The 18,739-nt window shown below is 62.9% G+C and carries 17 protein-coding genes and 1 tRNA gene; 1 reads left to right on the top strand and 17 read right to left on the bottom strand.

Features of this window, described 5'->3' with window-relative positions:
* Window positions 1-37 precede the first annotated feature (37 nt).
* The 4 genes from ACYRGX_RS10175 to ACYRGX_RS10160 form a co-directional block, all read right to left on the bottom strand.
* Window positions 38-1,813, bottom strand: a complete 1,776-nt coding sequence (locus ACYRGX_RS10175) for a ShlB/FhaC/HecB family hemolysin secretion/activation protein (RefSeq protein ID WP_473056439.1) — start codon at window positions 1,811-1,813, stop codon at window positions 38-40.
* 201 nt (window positions 1,814-2,014) lie between these two features.
* Window positions 2,015-4,177 (bottom strand): TonB-dependent receptor, encoded by a 2,163-nt coding sequence (locus tag ACYRGX_RS10170; protein ID WP_473056438.1) that lies wholly within the window; start codon window positions 4,175-4,177, stop codon window positions 2,015-2,017.
* A 136-nt stretch (window positions 4,178-4,313) separates the two neighbouring features.
* A complete protein-coding gene (locus ACYRGX_RS10165) occupies window positions 4,314-6,689 on the bottom strand; it encodes a hybrid sensor histidine kinase/response regulator (RefSeq protein WP_473056437.1) in 2,376 nt (791 codons plus the stop codon).
* Window positions 6,690-6,768: 79 nt separating this feature from the next.
* On the bottom strand, window positions 6,769-7,557 hold the full coding sequence (locus tag ACYRGX_RS10160) for a helix-turn-helix domain-containing protein (RefSeq protein ID WP_473056668.1): 789 nt from the start codon (window positions 7,555-7,557) through the stop codon (window positions 6,769-6,771).
* Window positions 7,558-7,704: 147 nt separating this feature from the next.
* Between ACYRGX_RS10160 and ACYRGX_RS10155 the strand changes: the two genes are divergently transcribed.
* On the top strand, window positions 7,705-8,700 hold the full coding sequence (locus tag ACYRGX_RS10155; RefSeq protein WP_473056436.1) for a LysR family transcriptional regulator: 996 nt from the start codon (window positions 7,705-7,707) through the stop codon (window positions 8,698-8,700).
* Between the two features lie 531 nt (window positions 8,701-9,231).
* On the opposite strand, the gene ACYRGX_RS10150 is transcribed toward ACYRGX_RS10155, so the two are convergent.
* From ACYRGX_RS10150 to ACYRGX_RS10090, 13 genes are all read right to left on the bottom strand, one after another.
* Window positions 9,232-9,307: transfer RNA gene (locus ACYRGX_RS10150), tRNA-Lys, on the bottom strand.
* A gap of 59 nt (window positions 9,308-9,366) precedes the next feature.
* Entirely contained in the window at window positions 9,367-10,041 is a 675-nt protein-coding gene (queC, locus tag ACYRGX_RS10145; protein ID WP_473056435.1) for a 7-cyano-7-deazaguanine synthase QueC, read from the bottom strand.
* Between the two features lie 66 nt (window positions 10,042-10,107).
* Window positions 10,108-10,920 carry a tol-pal system protein YbgF gene (ybgF, locus tag ACYRGX_RS10140; protein WP_473056434.1) on the bottom strand — a complete coding sequence of 271 codons (813 nt, stop codon included), beginning with the start codon at window positions 10,918-10,920 and terminating at the stop codon, window positions 10,108-10,110.
* A gap of 6 nt (window positions 10,921-10,926) precedes the next feature.
* Window positions 10,927-11,433, bottom strand: coding sequence for a peptidoglycan-associated lipoprotein Pal (gene pal / locus ACYRGX_RS10135; RefSeq protein WP_473056433.1), 507 nt, complete (start codon window positions 11,431-11,433; stop codon window positions 10,927-10,929).
* Window positions 11,434-11,489: 56 nt separating this feature from the next.
* Entirely contained in the window at window positions 11,490-12,788 is a 1,299-nt protein-coding gene (gene tolB, locus ACYRGX_RS10130) for a Tol-Pal system beta propeller repeat protein TolB (protein ID WP_473056432.1), read from the bottom strand.
* A gap of 5 nt (window positions 12,789-12,793) precedes the next feature.
* Window positions 12,794-13,834, bottom strand: a complete 1,041-nt coding sequence (gene tolA, locus ACYRGX_RS10125) for a cell envelope integrity protein TolA (RefSeq protein WP_473056431.1) — start codon at window positions 13,832-13,834, stop codon at window positions 12,794-12,796.
* Complete coding sequence (tolR, locus tag ACYRGX_RS10120) at window positions 13,834-14,292, bottom strand: protein TolR (protein WP_473056430.1); 459 nt, start codon at window positions 14,290-14,292, stop codon at window positions 13,834-13,836. The genes tolA and tolR overlap by 1 nt, the downstream gene beginning before the upstream one ends.
* A 32-nt stretch (window positions 14,293-14,324) precedes the next feature.
* Window positions 14,325-15,023 (bottom strand): protein TolQ, encoded by a 699-nt coding sequence (tolQ, locus tag ACYRGX_RS10115; RefSeq protein ID WP_473056429.1) that lies wholly within the window; start codon window positions 15,021-15,023, stop codon window positions 14,325-14,327.
* Between the two features lie 2 nt (window positions 15,024-15,025).
* On the bottom strand, window positions 15,026-15,472 hold the full coding sequence (ybgC, locus tag ACYRGX_RS10110; protein ID WP_473056428.1) for a tol-pal system-associated acyl-CoA thioesterase: 447 nt from the start codon (window positions 15,470-15,472) through the stop codon (window positions 15,026-15,028).
* Between the two features lie 64 nt (window positions 15,473-15,536).
* On the bottom strand, window positions 15,537-16,589 hold the full coding sequence (gene ruvB, locus ACYRGX_RS10105) for a Holliday junction branch migration DNA helicase RuvB (protein WP_473056427.1): 1,053 nt from the start codon (window positions 16,587-16,589) through the stop codon (window positions 15,537-15,539).
* 25 nt (window positions 16,590-16,614) lie between these two features.
* Complete coding sequence (ruvA, locus tag ACYRGX_RS10100) at window positions 16,615-17,220, bottom strand: Holliday junction branch migration protein RuvA (protein ID WP_473056426.1); 606 nt, start codon at window positions 17,218-17,220, stop codon at window positions 16,615-16,617.
* Window positions 17,221-17,275: 55 nt separating this feature from the next.
* The gene (gene ruvC, locus ACYRGX_RS10095; protein ID WP_473056425.1) at window positions 17,276-17,800 is read right to left on the bottom strand and encodes a crossover junction endodeoxyribonuclease RuvC; all 525 of its coding nucleotides are present in this window, start codon (window positions 17,798-17,800) and stop codon (window positions 17,276-17,278) included.
* 133 nt (window positions 17,801-17,933) lie between these two features.
* Window positions 17,934-18,683: a YebC/PmpR family DNA-binding transcriptional regulator gene (locus ACYRGX_RS10090; protein ID WP_473056424.1), complete on the bottom strand. Its 750-nt coding sequence runs from the start codon at window positions 18,681-18,683 to the stop codon at window positions 17,934-17,936.
* Window positions 18,684-18,739 lie beyond the last annotated feature (56 nt).

Here is an 18,739-nt window from a genome sequence, read left to right as displayed (position 1 = left end):
TCCTAAATTTGGGTAGAGACCGCAACAACGGGCTTAATCAGAATCCGTACGAGACCTGGATCCAGCCTCGCCAGTCGCTGGAGCGACCATCGGCGTCGAGACCGGAGAGACTGCGTCCTGGGTTGTTGTCCAGGGTGCGTGCCACGGCGGTCCGGAGGCTGAAGTTGCCGGCCCACAGGTTGGCGCCCAAGCCGATGGCGTGCAGGTCGTAGCGGTTGGTGTCGCCCGCGTTGTTGATCGAGCCCGGCCACTGATCCTCATGCAGCCAGATGCGGCCGGTATCCAGGAAGGACAGGCCCTGCAACACCACGCCTGGCAGGTTCAGGTCGATATTGCGGCGCAATTCCAGCGTCGCCAGCCAACCCTGGTCACCCGATGCCTCCCCCACTGGATAGGCGCGAATACCCGCGGGGCCACCGAGGAGAAACTTCTCCGAAGAATCGAGATTGTCGCTGGCCCACTGCGCCGAAACGCCACCGAACAGCGTCCAGGGGCTGGCGGCGCCCAGGCTTTGCAGTCGGGACAGGCGGAGATTGAGCTTTTGGAACCCCCCGTCACTGCCGGGACCGACACGATCGGCGAACTGGTCGTCGCGGTTGCCGGACAGGTCGAGATCCCCCAGGGTCAGCGCCAGCATGGCCTCCGTGACACCGCCGCCGGCGAATGCGTCGAAGCGATTGCCGCTCATCGCCAGGATGACGTTGTTCAATTCACGGTCACGCAGGTTGACGCCTAGCGCGTCGTCTTCGAGAGCCTTGTATTCGTATGTCGCGGACAGATTCAGGTTCTGCAGACGCGAACGAATCAGCAGATAGCTCAAACCCAGCGAGCCACTGCGGGCCTTACCGCGCAAATCCAGCGCACGGAACTGCTCCTGATCGACTTCATAGCGCAGGTAGGAGCCGGCAGCGTTCAGCCGCAGGCCAGAGGCCGTCAGCGGCAGACTGTAGGACGCTCCGACGATATCGGTTCCCGTGCTTTTGCTCAGGCCCAGGCTCAGTTGGTCACCGATACCCAGCGGATCATTGAGGCTGACCTGCGCATTGGCACGCGCGGTACCGGTGCTGCGGTTGCCATAGTTGTCGGCCGACACGCTGCCGGTGGCAAGCGGTCCCTGCTTGGCATTGATCAGCAAACGGCTGGTGCCGGGCTCGGCGCCCACGTCCAGCGCAGACTGCGCGCTGATACCCGGTTGATCGTTGATCAACAACAGGGCGCGCTCGAGCTCTTCGGCACGCAGCACTCGATTCTCGGGCAGCGCCGCATCGGCGATCTGCCGCAAGCGCTCGGGATCAGTGCGGGTGCTACCGCTCACCACGATACGCGACGTACCGGATTGCAGACGGCCCTTGATCAGCGCAATTTCCAGCTGTCCCTCGGTCAGATCCTGGCGTGGCAGGTAGGCACGCGCCAGGACATAACCTCGTCCGCGCAGGTAGTGCGTGAGACTCTCGACCAATTGCTGCAGACCGGCATGATCGAGCGTCTTGCCCAGGACGGGCTTGACCAGTTCCTGAAGATTCTCGGCATCCGCCAGCTCGGTGTCGCCGCTGAAGCGAATGGCTTTGAGCAGCACGCGCAAACCCGACGTCGCGGGGCGCCGCGTCGTATCCGAGGGCAGTTCAAAAGCGGCAGGCGGCTGGGTGGAACCTGGCTGGGACGGCCGCGTCTGGTTTTGCTCATTCAGTAACTGACCGGCATCGGGCAACACCTGCGCCAGCGACAACTGTGCGGCCCCGGACCCGACCAGCGCCACCGCGAAACACAACAGATGCTTACCCGAACGAACGGAATCCTTGTAAGGAACTGGCATCGTACAACTCCATGAAGATTGGGAAACCACCTCCAGGCCTTGGCTGGGGATGAAAGCCCCGCGGAGTGTACGTACGCGCCGATCGGGTCAATTTTGCCCGACCGGACGGGAGTTTTGCCGCAGCGGAAATCGGGAAAATTCGGTGCGAGGGAGCCGATTAGCCCGCTGGCGAGTGGCGCGAAGAGCGCCCCAGTGCAGGCTTCAGTAACGACCGCGCAGGGACACACCCAGGCTGCGCGGCGTCCCCGGCAATACGCCATAGTCGCCGGAGCCCAGGGTCGCGTAGAAAGCGCTGGCATAGTCCTCGTCGAACAGGTTGCGCGCCCACAGTTCCACTGCCCAGCGCTGGTCCTCCCGCTCGATACCGAGTCGCAGATCGGTCAGCCCATAGGCCGGTTGATAGCTGCCCTCGCCTCGCTCCAGCACACCGTAGTATCCGCTGCGCCAGTCGTAGTCGAGCGCGGCGAACAACGCCAGTCCGGGCGCCAATGGCCGGCGATAGGCGAAGCCGCTGACCATGCTCCAGCGCGGGGCATTGAACAATTGCTTGCCGGACAAATCGCACACCAGCGCCCCGCTTTCCGGCGGGCATGGCGCATTGTCGAAAGAGCGGTAACGCGCGTCGCTCAGTGCCAACCCCAGGTACCCCGCCACGCGCGGCGTGAGCTGCACACGGCCATCGATCTCGACGCCACGCAGGCGTACCTTCCCGACATTGATCAGGCTGTCGCGCAGCGGGGGGGATAGCTCGTCGGCGGGCTCGCTGTTGCTGAGCGCCTGGTAGTCGTTCACATCAGTCTGGTACAGCGCCAGGTCGAGCGACGCCCGTCCGTTCCACCAGCGGCTCTTGAGCCCCACCTCCAGCGCCGTGGCGCGTTCGGCATCGAATACCGGGGCAATGGCATCGCCGACGACCTCCAGGTTGATGCCGCCTGCCTTGTACCCCCGGGACCAACGGACATAGCCGACAAGCGCGTCATTGAATCGATAGCTGAGCGCCAGTTGCCCTGACAGGCTGTCCTCGCTGATCCGGTTGCTGCGTGCGTAGGCCCCACCCAGGGCGATGTCCCGCAGCAGTTGCCCGCCCAGTTGAGAGACCGGATCGAGCCCCAACGGCGCCAGGCCGTCAACGCTACGGGTAATCTCCCCGCGCTTGCGCTCGCGGCTGTAACGCAGCCCCGGCGTGATTGCCAGAGCGTCGACGGGGCGCCAGGTGAACTGGCCGAACAGTGTCTGGGTGTCGCTGTCCTGTCCGCCCCGGAAATGTTGCATGGCGCCCTGCAGCAGCGAGGGAGGTACGCTCTCGGGACCGATGCCAAGCGCGGCGATCTCCGGCCGGTTGCCCAAGAAGAATGCCGCCGCATCACGACCAAATGCGACGTCGACCTCGCGGTCCAGTCGCTGTTGCAGGTAGTAGGCCCCCAACAGGTAGTCGAACCGCTCGCCGAGCGACTGTGCGAAACGCAACTCTTGGCTGAACTGGTGATGATCGAGCCCAACGGCGGAACGCGCCACCGAGAGCGCCATGCTGTCAGCATCGTAGCGACTGTCGTACGACCAGTCGCGGTAACCGGAGATGCTCGTCAGGGTGATGCCATTGTCCAGGGACTGGTCGAGCTGCAAGGTGAGGCCACGCTGAAAGGTTTCCAGGCGGTTGTCATCGTTCTGCTCAACGCGGCGCGCAAACGGCGAGACCGTCAATGGCCGGTAGCCAACGTACGCGGCGCGCTGAAGCGTGGTGTCGCTCAGATGACTGGCCGTGAGCACGGCGCTTTCATCCTGGACCGCCCACTCGGCGATCAGCCTGGCGCTAAACCCTTCGCCGGGCTCCCAGAGCAACTGCCCCCGGAGTCCGTGGCGATTTTGCTCATCGAGTGGCTTGTCATTGAAGCGATTGTCGACATCGCCGTCCCTGTTCACGTCGTAGAGGCTCAGGCGGGCCGCCAGCACGTCCTCGATCAGCGGACCGGAGAGGCTCGCGCGATAATGACGTAGACCGTCCTGCCCTACCCTGACTTCGCCCTGCCCCTCGTCGACGAACGATGGCAGCCGGCTGCTCAGGTTGATCGCACCGGCCGTGGCATTCTTGCCATACAGCGTTGCTTGCGGGCCACGCAGGATCTCCACCCGCTCGAAATCGGAGAAGTCCGCCGGAATCATGCCCTGCCGCCCCAGGTATACGCCGTCCTGGAACACCGCCACGCTTCCGTCGAGTCCATCATTGGCCGAACTCGAGCCCAGCCCGCGAATACCGACCGAGGCATAGCGCGGGTTGGGGGCACTCATCAACAGCCCCGGAATGCGCTGCGACAGGGCGTCGAGATCATCCAGGCCTGCATCACCATCCATCGCCGTGACGCTCACGGGAACCTCTTGGGCGCGTTCATTTCGATGATTGGCGCCTATGACGCTGACCTCCTCGAGCTCGAGCACCTGAGCGTCCCCCTGGGCCAACGCAGGGACGGAGGTAGAGAGCAATGCGCTGCACAAGACCCAGGACTCACGTCTCACTGGCCGCCCCCACCCGACTGAGTCTGTCCACGCAGGCCAGAAGGTCACCACTGGTGGCGGGCTTGAGCAGGGAGGCGTCGAAGCGCAGCTGAACGGACATTTGCGCAGGACGCAAAGCGGGCGCCGCGGAATAGAGAAGTACGGGTAGATCGGGCCATCGGGGTCGTACCGCGCTGAGCAACTCCCAGCCATCCATACCCGGCATGCGCATGTCCGAAATGAGCAGGTTCCAGGGCTCGCTCTGCAGGCATTCAAGAGCCTGGGCACCACTACCCACCGCCTGCACCTCAAAGCCATACCCGGTTAGCAGGTCGTAGAGCCACTCCTGATTCTGCGGTAAATCATCCACGACCAGAATGCGCCGCCCCTCCCCCTCGACCTGGGGTGAATGGCTTTCAACGAAATTGCTTTCCAGGTCTTCTTCGTGCGCACAGGCCAGGGACAGTTGAAAGCTGAAACGGCTGCCCGTGGGCTCCAGCCGCCGTAGCTCCAACTCGCTGCCCATGCCCTGGAGCAACTGGGTGACGATCGACAGGCCCAGACCGCTGCCATCGTAGCCTTCAACGCCCTGGCCTCGTTGAAACGGCTTGAGTAGCCGCTCACGCGCTTTGGGATCAATGCCTATCCCCGTGTCGCTGACGCTAAAATTCAACAGGACGTGCTCGGCCGAAGCCGTCTGGCAACTCACCTCGAAGACGATCACGCCGTAATGGGTGAACTTGGCGGCATTGCCCAGCAAGTTGAGCAATATCTGCCGCAGGCGACGGAAATCGGCACGTACCAAGGGCGGCAGATCGTCGGCGATAAGGCACTCGAACCGATTGTTCTGCCTCGAGGCTAGAAAGCCCGCTTCCTCCTGCAGCTCGTGCAGAAACCCGTAGAGGTATCCCGGCGCAAGAATCAACTCCAACTGCTGAAGTTCGTTTCGAGAAAACTCGAGCAGCTCATCGATCAACTCCAGTTGCCGACTGGCATTGCGTTCCACCTTGCGCGGGAAATCCTCGGCACTCCCCGCCTGAGCCATGCGCGCCTGATCGATGATGCTGACCAGCGGCGAGCGCAGATCGTGGCTGATGCGCGCCATCAATGAGCTGCGCGCCCGCAGTGACTCTCGTAGCTGTCCGGTGCGGATTTCGACGGTGCTTTCGAGCCGCTCCTGCTCGGCCTTCTGTTGATACTCCAAAGCCATCAGTGCATGCCGTTCACGCCGCCGACTGCGCACGACCTCCGTAATCAGGGTGCATACGAGGATGGCGACCCCCGGCAGGGTCGAAGACAGGCTGAGTACGCTGGCACGGGCTTGCCAGGGCAACGTGTCGAGCTGCAGAACGTAACGCACGAGGCCCTGCACCAACAGCAAAAGGGGCACGGCCCAGGCCATCCAGCTGAGCTCGAGGCGCCGCCGCCAGGCTGCGATCAGCGACGCGGGCACGAGCACATAAGCCGCTACGCGCGTACACCACTCGGAGAGGGGGCGCCCCTGAACCGAATCGACCAGCAGCCCCCAGAGGTTCGCCACAATGAAGGCGACCAGCACCATGAGGTACAACCCGTGCCATAGCCTCGGTAACTGACGCACCTGCAGCAGTTCCCGGACATACGCCAGGAAACACAGAAAGGACAAAATGCTCAGCGCCGACCAGAGGGGCAGGCTCCAGTCCAGTAGGCCGGGCAAGAGGATCAGGTAGCCACTGGCAACCACGGTCACCAATACGTAGGCGAACACAGTCACGGCGTGAACGGCCAGGAGCCGTGAGCGCACTATCCAGCCAACGATCAGACTGAAAGGCACCACCAGCAGTACGATCCCAAGCGTGATCCCATCGCTCAGCGAGATCGACTGCCGGTCCGTGAGTAGCGCCGTTTCATTCCAGAGGACAGGCTGCAGCAGGAGCAAGGTCGGCGTGGTCACCCGCACCAGTACCTGGACGCGTTCCCCCGGTTCGAGCAGCAGCTCGAACACCGGCTGCCGCTCGGCGACCGGCCACTGCTCAAGCGGATAAGCCGCACCCGCTACCTGGTGGCTCCAGCCCTCGGTGCGCAGGATATGAACCTGAATGTCATGCAGGCGAGGCTCGCCCACGGTGAGCCACCGGCGACAGGCATCGGCGTGGCCGTTATACAGTTCGAACCTGAGCCAATAGGCCGAATGGCTGTATTCCTGGTCAAGGCGATCCGGGGTCGCGGGCTGGAAGCGCGACGCGGGCAGCGCGAGCACCTGCGCCGCATCGAGCTGGCCGCCGACGTCCTCGAAAATCTGCGCGCGCGGCGCCAAGTCGACGCGCGAGGCCTGGCAGGCATCCAGCGCCCAGACCGAGGCGCTGAAGCTCCCCAGCAGAACCGGCAGACCGAACAAACGCCACAACCAGGTTATCCAGATAGGCATCCCCCGTGACGAACCGCGAAAACGAAGCTCACGGACAAGCCTGCTCGTCATCCGTACATCATTCTCCCAGCGGGCCGGGTCGCTTGCTTTGCGCTTGCTGACGGTACTGGCTGGGCGTCATGCCCACCCGCTCACGAAAGGCCGTCGTGAAGTTGCATGCGCTACGAAATCCGACCTGATCGGCAATGTCCTGGATATCCATCGCACTCTGCGCCAATAGCTCCTGCCCCCGATTTAGCCGGATCTCGCGAATGTAGGCGAATACCGTGCAGCCGAGGCGTTCACGGAAGATGCTCGACAAGCGCTTTTCATGCGTGCCGGCCTTACGCGCGATTTCCGCCAGCGAAGGCACCTCGTCGAGATGCTGGGCGATCAGACGCATCGCCGCGCGAAGCGAAATTTCATCCGGGTCGACGGCCTCGACGTCGTTGGCGGGCGTGGCCACCGCGGGCTCACGTGGAGCCAACCGCAGGTGAATGCGAATACGCGCCAGGATTTCCTGGGGATCACAGCCCTTGATGACGTAATCGACACCACCTAGAGACAAGCCCTCGAGGCGAGCTTCCACAGCCCCCGCCGAGGTCAGAAAGATGATGGGAGTGCGACAGGTGGCGGGCGCCTCGCGCAACAGCCGGCATAACGTGAAGCCGTCCATGCCTGGCATGTGGACGTCGAGCAGGATGAGGTCAGGTTTGAGCGCCAGTGCGCGCTGCAATCCTTGCCGGGCGTCGCTGGCCATCGATAGCCGCCAAGGCTGTTGACGCAGCAGCCTTACGACACCCCTCAAGTCTTCAGGCGAGTCATCTATAAGGAGGATGTTCGGTGCATTGTTGAGGTTGTTCTGCATCATTCCGTCCCATCCGGGCTATCGGCGCGGCAGGCGACCCTGATGGATCCCTGCACGTCCCTTTCGGCAAAAGCGTCGTCCGCCACAGCAAAAGGCCCGATATCGAGAGCGGACTAAGATACCGCAAAGCTCTCCTAGATAGACACGATGCAGCGTCCCATCTACGATCACTCGTCGTCCCAGAAAGCACGACTTACCAGCGTACTGCTACAACCTGCCAACCTCGCCGACCTTTGTTGGCTGGTGCATGTGGTCCAAGCCGGCAGCTTTTCCGCAGCGGCCCTTCGCACCGGCATCGCGAAATCCAATCTGAGCCTCCGGATCATTCAGCTTGAAAAACGCATGGATCTGCAGTTGCTCGTTCGTAAGCCGAGGGCTCTGCGGCTGACGCCAACCGGCTCACTTATCTACCGTCATGCATTGGACATCCTCAAGGCGGCCGAAGCGGTTGAACAGATCGTGCGAGAAACGGGCGGTGTGCCCCGAGGGCCTCTGAGCGTATGTGCCCCCCGCGTGTTGTCGGACTGGCTTTACCCTGGACTTCGCACCTTCAAGGAACAGCATCCGCACGTCGATATTCGCCTGACCCAGGCTGATGATGAAGCGGATCTGGAGAACAATGAGCTGGATATATCGCTTAGCCTCCACGGCGTATCGAGCCGCAGATCCGACATCGTCTCCAGAGCCTTGGCCCGCCTGGAAAGAGTGATCGTTGGAAGTCCCGACGTCGTCGAAAGGCTGGGTAATCCTCCCGCACTGGATGGGGTGGATGACCAGGATCTGCTTCTTACGAGATCCGCCACAGGCCCGCATCCCTGGGAACTGGAAGATACCGAAAGGTCGGTTCACAAGGTGGCAATGTGTTTTCCCGACTACCAGTCGATGATCGAAGGCGCCCGCGCCGGACTGGGCCTGGCCTGTGTACCGCTATATAGCTGCATTGCGGACCTACGGACAGGGAAGCTCCTGCTGACGTGTAAAGCGGAGCGCCCAAAAGCCGCCGTGCTGTACATACTTTCGAACCCTCATCGACGCATCACGCCGGCAGCCAGGGCGTTAATCCAACACCTGCGCGATAGTCTGCTCGCCAAATCCCCCGCTGGCCTGATGGCGCTCGAAAGCGATACCGCCGCTTGCCCATGACGCGAAACGCTCCCGGCACATCGCCGAACCCTCACTTCACGGAATGACGTAATGACCGCCACCACCTTTCACGCGGTCTGTCCAGGTGCTGCAGGACGGGGAGTCCAAGAGCCATGCCGAGGACGCGAGGACAGTCCGTCATGCAGACACACTTGAGTCGAACTCAATGGCCTACGCCGGTGCACGGTGAGCATGAGCAGGCGCGGCTGTTGCGCCTGATACCCAGAGCCAGAGCATCCGCTGAACAAAGTAACCGCATTGGAAGCGTGCCATCGCGCCTCCGGCCCGAGTGACTGCCGGATGGCGACTTTAACCGCACGGGAGGTTAACTCGACGCCCTGCATCGCGCCGGACGCGGGTGGAGCCGTAGGTGAGAGACGGTAATCCCTCACATCGGCGCCGGAAACGAAAAAGCCCGCCAGTGGCGGGCTTCTTTTCACTTGATATTGGCGACCAGGATTCTCTGCAGATGGCTACCTTGTCGGCTGCCTGCCTGGGAAAATCTCACTGCTACATCGCCACAAGGGAAGATGGTGGGTCGTGTAGGATTCGAACCTACGACCAATTGGTTAAAAGCCAACTGCTCTACCAACTGAGCTAACGACCCGGTGCGGTGCGTATAATACTGATTTGATTCAGAAAAACAACACCTTTTCTAAAAAACCGTCATTGATAACGCGTGGGGTCAGCCAGGCCAGCAACGGCAAAGCCTTCTGCACGCAGTCGGCAGCTATCGCAGCGCCCGCAGGCACGTCCCGCCTCGTCCGCCTGATAGCAGGACACGGTAAGCCCATAATCCAGTCCCAGCGCGCTGCCAGCCTGAACGATCTGCGCCTTGCTCAGGTGCTGCAGCGGCGCAAGGATTCGAAAGCCCTGCCCTTCCACGCCGGCACGGGTGGCCAGGTTGGCGACCCGCTCGAACGCCTCGACGAAGGCCGGACGGCAGTCGGGATAGCCGGAATAGTCCACAGCGTTCACACCGATATGAATCTCTGGTGCTTCGAGCACCTCGGCCCAGCCCAGCGCAAGGGACAGCATCAGCGTGTTACGCGCCGGGACGTAGGTCACCGGAATGCCCTCGCTGGCCGCCTCCGGCACCGCGATGCGGGTGTCGGTCAGCGCCGAACCGCCAATACCACCCAGGTCTAGGCGCACGACCTTGTGCTCCACCACACCCAGATGCTCGGCGAGACGCCGAGCGGCATCCAGCTCGGCACGATGGCGCTGCCCATAGTCCAGGCTCATGCTGTAGCAGGCTCGCCCTTCGGCGCGCGCCATGGCCAGCACCGTCGCCGAATCCAGACCACCGGATAGCAGTACCACCGCCTTGTCTTGGCTCATGAAGAAGTCCTTCGCAAAAAGACGAAACCCGCGACAGGCGCGGGTTTCTGGATGAACGCCCGATGCTCAGGGCATCGATTGCAGGTCGCGCTTCGCAAGCTGCGCGGCAGAGCTGCCAGGATACTGACTGACGACTTGCTGCAACGCGCTGCGGGCACGATCGGTATTACCGAGACGACGCTCCACATCGGCCAGCTTGTACAGCGAGTCAGGTACTTTGGTGTGACTGGGGTAGGCCTGGCTCACGCGAGCGAAGGCACGCCCTGCCCCCTGCAAATCGCCCTGGGCAAGACTGATCTCGCCCAGCCAGTACTGCGCATTCCCGGCGTACTGGCTATTGGGAAACTTCTGCAGAAAACCATTGAACGCCTGCGAGGCCTTGTCGAAATCCTTCGCCTTGATCAGGTCGAAGGCGGCGTCGTAGTAAAGCTTCTCGTTGGCCGGATCGGCCGCCGGCGCATTTCCGGCCGCCGCATTATTGCCGGCTGGCGGAGTCGGCGTGCCGCTGGCATCGATGGCGCCATTGCCGGACGCAGGCTGCTGCGGCGGCTGCTGGCTAGCGCTGCTCAGACGGCGGTCCAGTTCCTGGTAACGTTCCAGGCCCTGCTGTTTCAGTTGGCGGATGTCGTTTTCCTGCTCTTCGAGCCGACCGCGCAACTGGGAAATCTCGTTCTGCATCTGCTGCAGTTGCATGAACAACTCACCCTGCGCAGAGGACGGCGCTTGCGCGCCGCCCCCGGCATAGGTGCCGCTCGTGCCGCTGGCCGGTGTCGAATAGGTGCTACCGGAATAACCGGAGCCATCTTCCACGGGAACCTGGGCCAGCGCTACAACGGGCAGGCTGGCAACCAGCAGGGTCAGGGCACGGCGATACTTCATAACGACTTACTTACGCAGTTCGACGCGACGGTTCTGCGCCCAGGACTGCTCGTCGTGGCCGTTGGCGACCGGACGCTCTTCGCCGTAGGAAACCAGTTCCAGCTGAGCCGGAGCAACGCCCTGCAGGACCAGGTAGCGTTTCACGGCGTCGGCACGACGCTCGCCCAGGGCCATGTTGTATTCGCGGGTACCGCGCTCGTCGGTGTGACCTTCGAGAACGACGCGAGCGCCGTTGTTACGCAGGTCCTTGGCGTGGACGTCCAGGGCACGCATGGCTTCGGGCTTGAGGTCCGAGCTGTCGTAGTCGAAGTAGAAGGTGGTGATGGCGCGCAGGGCGGCCTCTTCGCTCAGGCTGCCGTCGACAGCACCGCTGTTGGCGCCAGCGCCGTAACCGGCGTTCGGGTCGACTGCAGCACCTTCGCCGGAAGCGTCGCCGCCTTTGGACGAACAACCCACGGCAACGGCCAGGGCCAGCGACAGAGCAGCAAACTTACCAAACTTCAGCATTTCCATTGTGAAACTCCTAATGAACCCCAAGTGTGTATTTTTTCGAGTCTGTTGACGCCGCATCAGTTCAGGTAAGGGGACCAGGATGGCTCACGGACTTCGCCTTGAGCGGTAGGAAGTGGGAGCCTAACTCGACCATTGATGGAGGCGAGCATCAAGACTCCCCGGCCCTGTTGACGGGTGGCGTAGATTAGCATGGTGCCATTGGGTGCAACAGTGGGCGACTCGTCCAAGTTAGTGTCGGAGAGTATCCGCAAGTTGCCCCGCTGGAGGTCCTGCGCAGCTACTTTGAAGTTGGCATAACCGTCTTGACGGTGAATCATGACCAACGTCTTTTCATCCGCGGAAAGTTTCGGGTTCGCGTTGTAATTACCCACGAACGTGACGCGCTCCGCTTGCCCGCCACTGATGCTCTGCTTGTAGATCTGCGGCTTGCCCGCACGATCCGACGTGAAATAAAGCGTCTGCCCATCGGCGCCCCAGAAGGGCTCGGTTTCGATACTGGGCGAATTGGTCACACGGCTAATCTGCCGGGACGCCAAGTTCATCACATAGATTTCCGGGTTGCCGTCCTTCGACAGGACGAACGCCAGGCGATTGCCATCCGGGGAAAACGCCGGGGCACCATTGAGCCCCTCGAAATTGGTCAGCTGCTCGCGGCGACCGGTATCGATGTGCTGCAGGAAGATACGCGGACGACGCTGCTCGAAAGAGACGTAGGCAATACGACGACCATCCGGTGCGAAACGCGGCGAGAGGATCGGCTCACGCGACTGCAGCAAGGTGCTCGCGCGCGCGCCATCGTAGTCCGAACGCTGCAGCGTATAGCGCGTGTTGCTGCCGCCCATCTGCTCGGCGGTCACGTAAAGCAACTTGGTCGAAAACGCACCCTTCACGCCGGTGAGTTTCTCGAAGGTCTGGTCGGAGATGTAGTGGGCGATATCGCGCAACTGGTCGGTGCTGCCACCTGCGGTACCCGCCATCACCTGCTGCTCGGTGGCGACGTTGAACACCGCGTATTGGACCTGCAGGTTGCCGCCGGCCGGCACGATGCTACCCACCACCACGTACTGCGCGCCGATGGCCTTCCAGTCGCGGTAGATGATCTCGTTGGCGCCTGTCGGCAGGCTGATCATGTTCTGCCGTGGAATGGGCTCGAACACACCCGAGTTGCGCAGATCGTTGCCGACGATCTGCGAGATGTCCTCGGGCAGCACGCTACCACCCTGCCAGCCGAAGGGCACCACGGCTATGGGCGTGGCGCGGTCCGCGCCTCGAGAGATCACCAGCGGATCGGCCGCCTGGACGCTACCGACCAGCATGACCAGCCCCAACAGGGCGATACGAATCAGATTGTTCACAGAGCTCAATCCTCCGGGTTGAAGATGATGCGACGCTGCCGGTAAAGGCTGTCGAAAGTGGCGCGATCCAGTTGTTGCATATCGGGAATACGTCCCACGTTGCGTACCGCAGCCACGGCTGAGCTGTCGAATGTCGCATCGCCGCTGGAGCGCGACACGCTGGCGTTGGTGATGGTGCCATCGGGCAACATCTGAATCAGCAGCTCGACGCTCATGCCACGGCGTGCCGACATCGGGCGCTGCCAGTACTGGGTGATCAGGTTGATGATCAGATCATCGAGGTTACCTGCCACCTGATCGCCGTGGGTATCAGCCAGCGCCTGCTGGTTCTGTACGTTGTCCGAGAGCAGATCAGCCAGCGCTGCTGCCTTCTGATCCTCGACTGCCTTGCGCGCCGCATCGGCCTGCTTCTTCTTGGCATCTTCCGCGGCGGCCTTTTTCTTGGCCTCTTCAGCAGCCTTCTTGCGAGCGGCATCCGCCGCCGCGGCTTTCTTCTTCGCCTCTTCCGCCGCTTTCTTGCGGGCGTCTTCGGCGGCCTTTTTCTTGGCCTCTTCTGCCGCCTTCTGCTTGGCCTCGTCCTCGGCCTTCTTGCGGGCAATATCCGCCTGGCGTTTCTGTTCGGCTTCGGCCTTGGCCTTTTCAGTCGCCGCCTTCTCGGCGGCGGCTTTCTCCGTAGCGGCCTTTTCCGCAGCCTCGGCAGCGGCCTCGGCTTTTCGAGCCTCCTCGGCCTTTTTTTGTTCCGCCGCGCGTGCAACGGCCTGGCGCTGCTCTTCCAGCTTGCGCTGTTCGAGCTGCTCGGTTTCGTGCTGCGGCGCAGCGGTTCGCTTGGCCTCGCCAGCGATTTTCTGGTTGGTCTGCGTGGTTGCCTGGCTCTGCGACTTGAGCTGATACAGCGTCGCCTGGATGATCGGCTTGGACGGCGGCAGCTCCTCGGTCATCTGGAAGCTGACGAACAAGGTGGCGAAGATCAGCACATGCAGGCCGACCGCCAGCACCACGGGCCAGAAATAGCTCTGCGACGGCGACTGCTCGCGATGCTCGGGCATCAGGGTGCCTCGGTGATCAGGCCGACGTTACTCACTCCGGCTTGCTGCAGGCCGCCCATCACGCGCATCACCGCGCCATAGTCGACGGCCTTGTCGCCACGCACGAAGACCTGCACCTGACGACCCTGGCGGCTGTTCTCCGCCATGATGCCGCTGGCGGCCTGCACCAGTTGGTCGAGCGACACGGCGCTCTCGCTGTCCTTGCTCTGCTCGGTCTCCACCGCGTCGCCCATGTTCCAGTAGTAGCTTTCATCGGCCTTGATGGAAATGGTCAGCACACGAGCGTTGTTGTCCTGCGGCAACGCCTCGCTGGAAACCTTCGGAAGATCGACCTTGACGCCCTGATTGAGCATCGGCGCGGTCACCATGAAGATCACCAGCAGCACCAGCATCACATCGATGTAAGGCACCACGTTCATCTCGGCGACCGGCTTGCGTCTGTTACGGATTCTGCCCATCTGTCATTGCACCTGCTGATTGGCTCGTCGCGTCACTCTTCGCTGCTATGCACCTTGCGGTGCAGAATCGCCTGGAACTCGTCGGCGAAGGTGTAGTAGCGGGCGATCAGCGTCTCGCCGCGCGCGGAGAAACGGTTGTAGGCGATGACCGCGGGGATCGCGGCGAACAGGCCGATGGCGGTGGCGATCAGGGCCTCGGCGATACCCGGGGCGACGGTAGCCAGGGTGGCCTGCTGCACCTGCGCCAGGCCACGGAAGGAGTTCATGATGCCCCACACGGTGCCGAACAGGCCGATGTAGGGACTGGTCGAGCCGACGGTGGCGAGGAACGGCAACGCCTGCTCGAGTTTTTCCTCTTCCTTGGCGATGGCCACGCGCATCGCGCGGGCGACACCGTCCATCACGGCATCGGCATCGACGCCCGCCTGTTGACGAAGACGCGAATACTCCTTGAAGCCGGCGCGGAAGATCTGCTCGGAACCGCTGTCCGGGTCCGGATCGGCACCCGCCTGGCGGTACAGCTTGGACAGGTCGATACCCGACCAGAAACGCTCCTCGAAGCTCTCCAGCGAGCGTTTCGCCGCCCGCAGCAGCGCACCGCGCTGGAAGATCAGCACCCAGGATGTGACCGAGGCAGAGACCAGTACGAGCATGACCAGCTGCACCACGATACTGGCGTTGCTGATCAGGCTCCACATGGACATATGGTCGACGGCGGCGTTGGCTTCCACGCTTACTCTCCTGCAGGAATGGGGTCCGACTCGGCAGTGAAGGCTTCGCTCAGCGCTTCAGGTATCGGTCGGGGTTTCAGGGTGTCGCCACGGACGCAGGCGACCAGAAAATGTCCTTCGCACAGCAGCCGGCCATCATCGGCCCGGCGTACTTGCTGGGTGAACGTCAGGCTGGCGCGCTTGAGTTCGCTTACCGTTGCCGTCACCTCCAGCTCGTCGTCGAGCCGCGCCGGCGCGTGGTAGCGCGCCTGGGCCGAATGCACGACGAATAGCAGGTTCTCCGCCGCCAGCTGCGACTGGGAAAATCCCAGTGCGCGCAACCGTTCGGTACGGGCCCGCTCCATGAACTTGAGGTAATTGACGTAGTAGACGATGCCGCCTGCGTCGGTGTCTTCGTAATACACCCGGCAGCGATGCACGAACTCCGGCACTGCGTTGTGCGCGCGCATACTCTAGTGCCAGCCTCGCTGCTTGCCAATCGGGGCGTGATGGATTTTTTGTATCACCGCGACCTCAGCCATCAGTCCCGGAAAACAGGTCGTTCACCGTGACCTCGTTCTGCCGACCGGGCGGGTTGAGCCCGAAGTGCAGATAAGCGTGGCGCGTGACAACCCGGCCTCGGGGCGTACGCATGATGTAGCCCTGCTGGATCAGGTAGGGCTCCAGGACGTCCTCGATGGTGTGGCGCTCTTCGCTGATCGCCGCGGCGAGGTTGTCGATGCCGACCGGGCCACCATCGAACTTGTCGATCATGGTCAGCAACAGCCGCCGGTCCTGGTGATCGAAACCGCTGGCGTCGACGTCCAGCAGGTTCAGCGCCTGATCCGCGACCTGGCGGCTGATGTCGCCATCCCCGCGCACCTGGGCGAAATCGCGAACGCGGCGCAACAGGCGGTTGGCGATACGCGGCGTGCCGCGTGCGCGCCGGGCGATCTCGAACGCCCCCTCAGGGTCGATGTGCAGCCCGAGGATGCCTGCAGAACGGGCGACGATGGTAGCCAGGTCCTGGCTGCTGTAGAACTCCAGGCGCTGGACGATACCGAAGCGGTCTCGCAGCGGATTGGTCAGCATGCCGGCGCGGGTCGTCGCCCCCACCAGGGTGAAGGGTGGCAGGTCGAGCTTGATCGAGCGGGCCGCGGGGCCTTCGCCGATCATGATGTCCAGCTGGAAGTCCTCCATCGCCGGATACAGCACTTCCTCGACGATGGGCGACAGGCGATGGATCTCGTCGACGAAAAGTACGTCGCCGGCTTCCAGGTTGGTGAGCAGCGCGGCGAGATCGCCAGGGCGCTCGAGCACCGGGCCGGATGTGGTCTTGATCGACACGCCCATTTCCTGGGCGATGATGTTCGCGAGCGTGGTCTTGCCCAGACCGGGCGGACCGAAGATCAGGGTATGGTCGAGCGCCTCATCGCGCCCACGGGCAGCCTGGATGAACAGCTCCATCTGTTCGCGCACGGTCGGCTGGCCGATGTACTCGGCAAGCTTGAGCGGGCGAATGGCGCGGTCGAGCTGTTCGTCGCGGTCGCGGCTGCTGGCGGTTATCAGGCGGTCGGCATCGATCATCTGGGGTCTTGTTCCAATAAGCGCGTCAGGCCATGCCCTTCAAGGCTCGGCGAATCAGTTCCTCGCTGGCCAGCCCCTCTTCCAGCACCGCACTCACTGCGCGACTGGCTTCCTGAGGCTTGAAGCCCAGCGCGATCAGTGCGCTCACGGCATCGTTCTCGGCGCGTGAGACAGGCGATATGGCCTTGGGTTCCATCACCAGCGGCGCAATCGCCGGCAGATTCTCCCAGGCCTTGAAGCGATCCTTGAGTTCCACCAGCAGGCGCTCGGCGGTCTTCTTGCCCACCCCCGGCACCTTGACCAGCGCCGAAGTGTCCTGGGCCTGCACGCAGCGCACCAGCTCATCCACCTCCAACCCGGACATCAACGCCAGCGCCAGCTTGGGGCCCACGCCATTGAGCCTGATCAGCTCGCGAAACAGCTCGCGCTCACGCTTCTCGAAGAAGCCATAGAGCAGGTGCGCGTCCTCGCGCACGACCTGATGCACGTGCAGCGTCAGCACCTCGCCAACGCTGGGCAAACGATAAAGGGTGGTCATCGGCACTTCCAGCTCATAGCCGACGCCATTCACATCCAGAAGCAAATGCGGCGGCTGCTTTTCCGCCAGGGTGCCACGCAAGCGTCCGATCACGTCAGTTCAATCTCGCTGTGGGCGGCTCGCACCGCCAGGTAAGAAAAGCCCGCCGTCACAAGCGCAGGCGACCGCCGCGGCGGCGCGCGCCCGCCAGGCCATGGGGGATCAGACTCTGCCGATTGTGCGCATGGCACAGGGCGATGGCCAGGGCATCGGAGGCATCGATCTGCGGTTTCTGCACCAGCCCCAGCAGGTGCATGACCATCATCTGCACCTGCTCCTTGTCCGCCCTGCCCGTTCCCACCAGGGCCTGCTTGACCTGACTGGCGGTGTACTCGTTGATCTCCAGCCCCTCTTCGACGCAGGCGACGATCGCCGCGCCACGCGCCTGGCCGAGTTTCAGCGCCGAGTCCGCGTTACGCGCCATGAAGACCTGCTCGATACCCATGGTCACCGGCCCATGCTCGCGCACGACCTCGCGAATACCGCGATAGACCGCCTGCAGACGCTCAGGCAAGGGACCGCCGCCGGTACGAATGCAACCGGAAGCCACATAACGGCAGCCGCGCCCGTCATCGCTCACCACACCGTAACCGGTGATCCGTGAGCCGGGGTCGATACCAAGGATGAGGGTCATCTATGACTGCCCAACTGTCTATTTATCCAGTTGCGAGAGTATATAGGCCCGCAAAAGCCCAGGGCTACGCCATCCCCCAAAAAGAAAGGCCGGAACCGCACTGCGGGACCGGCCTTCGCCAACACCTCAGGAATCAGTCGAGCTGTTCCATGATCTCGTCGGGGATCTCGGCGTTGTGGTAGACGTTCTGCACGTCGTCCAGGTCTTCCAACGCGTCGATCAGCTTGAGCACCTTCTGCGCGGTTTCCAGATCGGCGATGGGCGCAGCGATCGACGGGATCATCGCCACTTCGCTCTCTTCGCCCTTGTAGCCGGCAGCGCTCAGCGCTTCGTTCACCGAGATGAAGTCGGCGAAGCTGGTCAGCACTTCGGCAGAACCGTCGTCCTCGACCACCACGTCGTCGGCGCCGGCTTCCAGCGCGGCTTCCATCAGCGCGTCCTCTTCGACGCCGGGAGCGAAGGTGATGCGCCCCTTGCGATCGAACATGTAGGCCACCGAACCGTCGGTTCCCAGGTTGCCGCCGTGCTTACTGAAGGCGTGCCGCACTTCGGCGGCGGTGCGGTTGCGGTTGTCGGTCATCGCCTCGACGATGATCGCCACGCCGCTGGGCGCATAGCCTTCGTAGGTCAGCTCGGCCATGTTGTCGTTGGCGTCGCTGCCCACGCCGCGGGCGATGGCCCGGTCGATGGTGTCGCGGGTCATGTTCGCGGTGAGCGCCTTGTCCACCGCCAGGCGCAGGCGCGGGTTGTCGGCGGGAATGCCGCCACCCTGCTGGGCAGCTACGGTCAGCTCACGAATCAGCTTGGTGAAGATCTTGCCGCGCTTGGCGTCCTGACGCCCTTTGCGGTGCTTGATGTTGGCCCATTTGGAATGACCGGCCATAACTCACTCCGTCTTCTCTCGTCGTTTGTGCAGCGCCTGCAACGAAGTGCGGGCGC

This window comes from Pseudomonas sp. R4-15, from assembly GCF_055768815.1.
Note: the sequence above shows the minus strand (reverse complement) of the source record. Positions and strands in the feature narration are given on the sequence as shown.

Excerpts from the sequence above, each read along its gene's own strand:
- ACYRGX_RS10175 (WP_473056439.1), bottom strand. The coding sequence starts at position 1,813 with ATGCCAGTTCCTTACAAGGATTCCGTTCGTTCGGGTAAGCATCTGTTG.
- ACYRGX_RS10160 (WP_473056668.1), bottom strand. The coding sequence starts at position 7,557 with ATGCAGAACAACCTCAACAATGCACCGAACATCCTCCTTATAGATGAC.
- ACYRGX_RS10155 (WP_473056436.1), top strand. The coding sequence starts at position 7,705 with ATGCAGCGTCCCATCTACGATCACTCGTCGTCCCAGAAAGCACGACTT.
- queC (WP_473056435.1), bottom strand. The coding sequence starts at position 10,041 with ATGAGCCAAGACAAGGCGGTGGTACTGCTATCCGGTGGTCTGGATTCG.
- ybgF (WP_473056434.1), bottom strand. The coding sequence starts at position 10,920 with ATGAAGTATCGCCGTGCCCTGACCCTGCTGGTTGCCAGCCTGCCCGTT.
- pal (WP_473056433.1), bottom strand. The coding sequence starts at position 11,433 with ATGGAAATGCTGAAGTTTGGTAAGTTTGCTGCTCTGTCGCTGGCCCTG.
- tolA (WP_473056431.1), bottom strand. The coding sequence starts at position 13,834 with ATGCCCGAGCATCGCGAGCAGTCGCCGTCGCAGAGCTATTTCTGGCCC.
- tolR (WP_473056430.1), bottom strand. The coding sequence starts at position 14,292 with ATGGGCAGAATCCGTAACAGACGCAAGCCGGTCGCCGAGATGAACGTG.
- ybgC (WP_473056428.1), bottom strand. The coding sequence starts at position 15,472 with ATGCGCGCGCACAACGCAGTGCCGGAGTTCGTGCATCGCTGCCGGGTG.
- ruvB (WP_473056427.1), bottom strand. The coding sequence starts at position 16,589 with ATGATCGATGCCGACCGCCTGATAACCGCCAGCAGCCGCGACCGCGAC.
- ruvC (WP_473056425.1), bottom strand. The coding sequence starts at position 17,800 with ATGACCCTCATCCTTGGTATCGACCCCGGCTCACGGATCACCGGTTAC.
- ACYRGX_RS10090 (WP_473056424.1), bottom strand. The coding sequence starts at position 18,683 with ATGGCCGGTCATTCCAAATGGGCCAACATCAAGCACCGCAAAGGGCGT.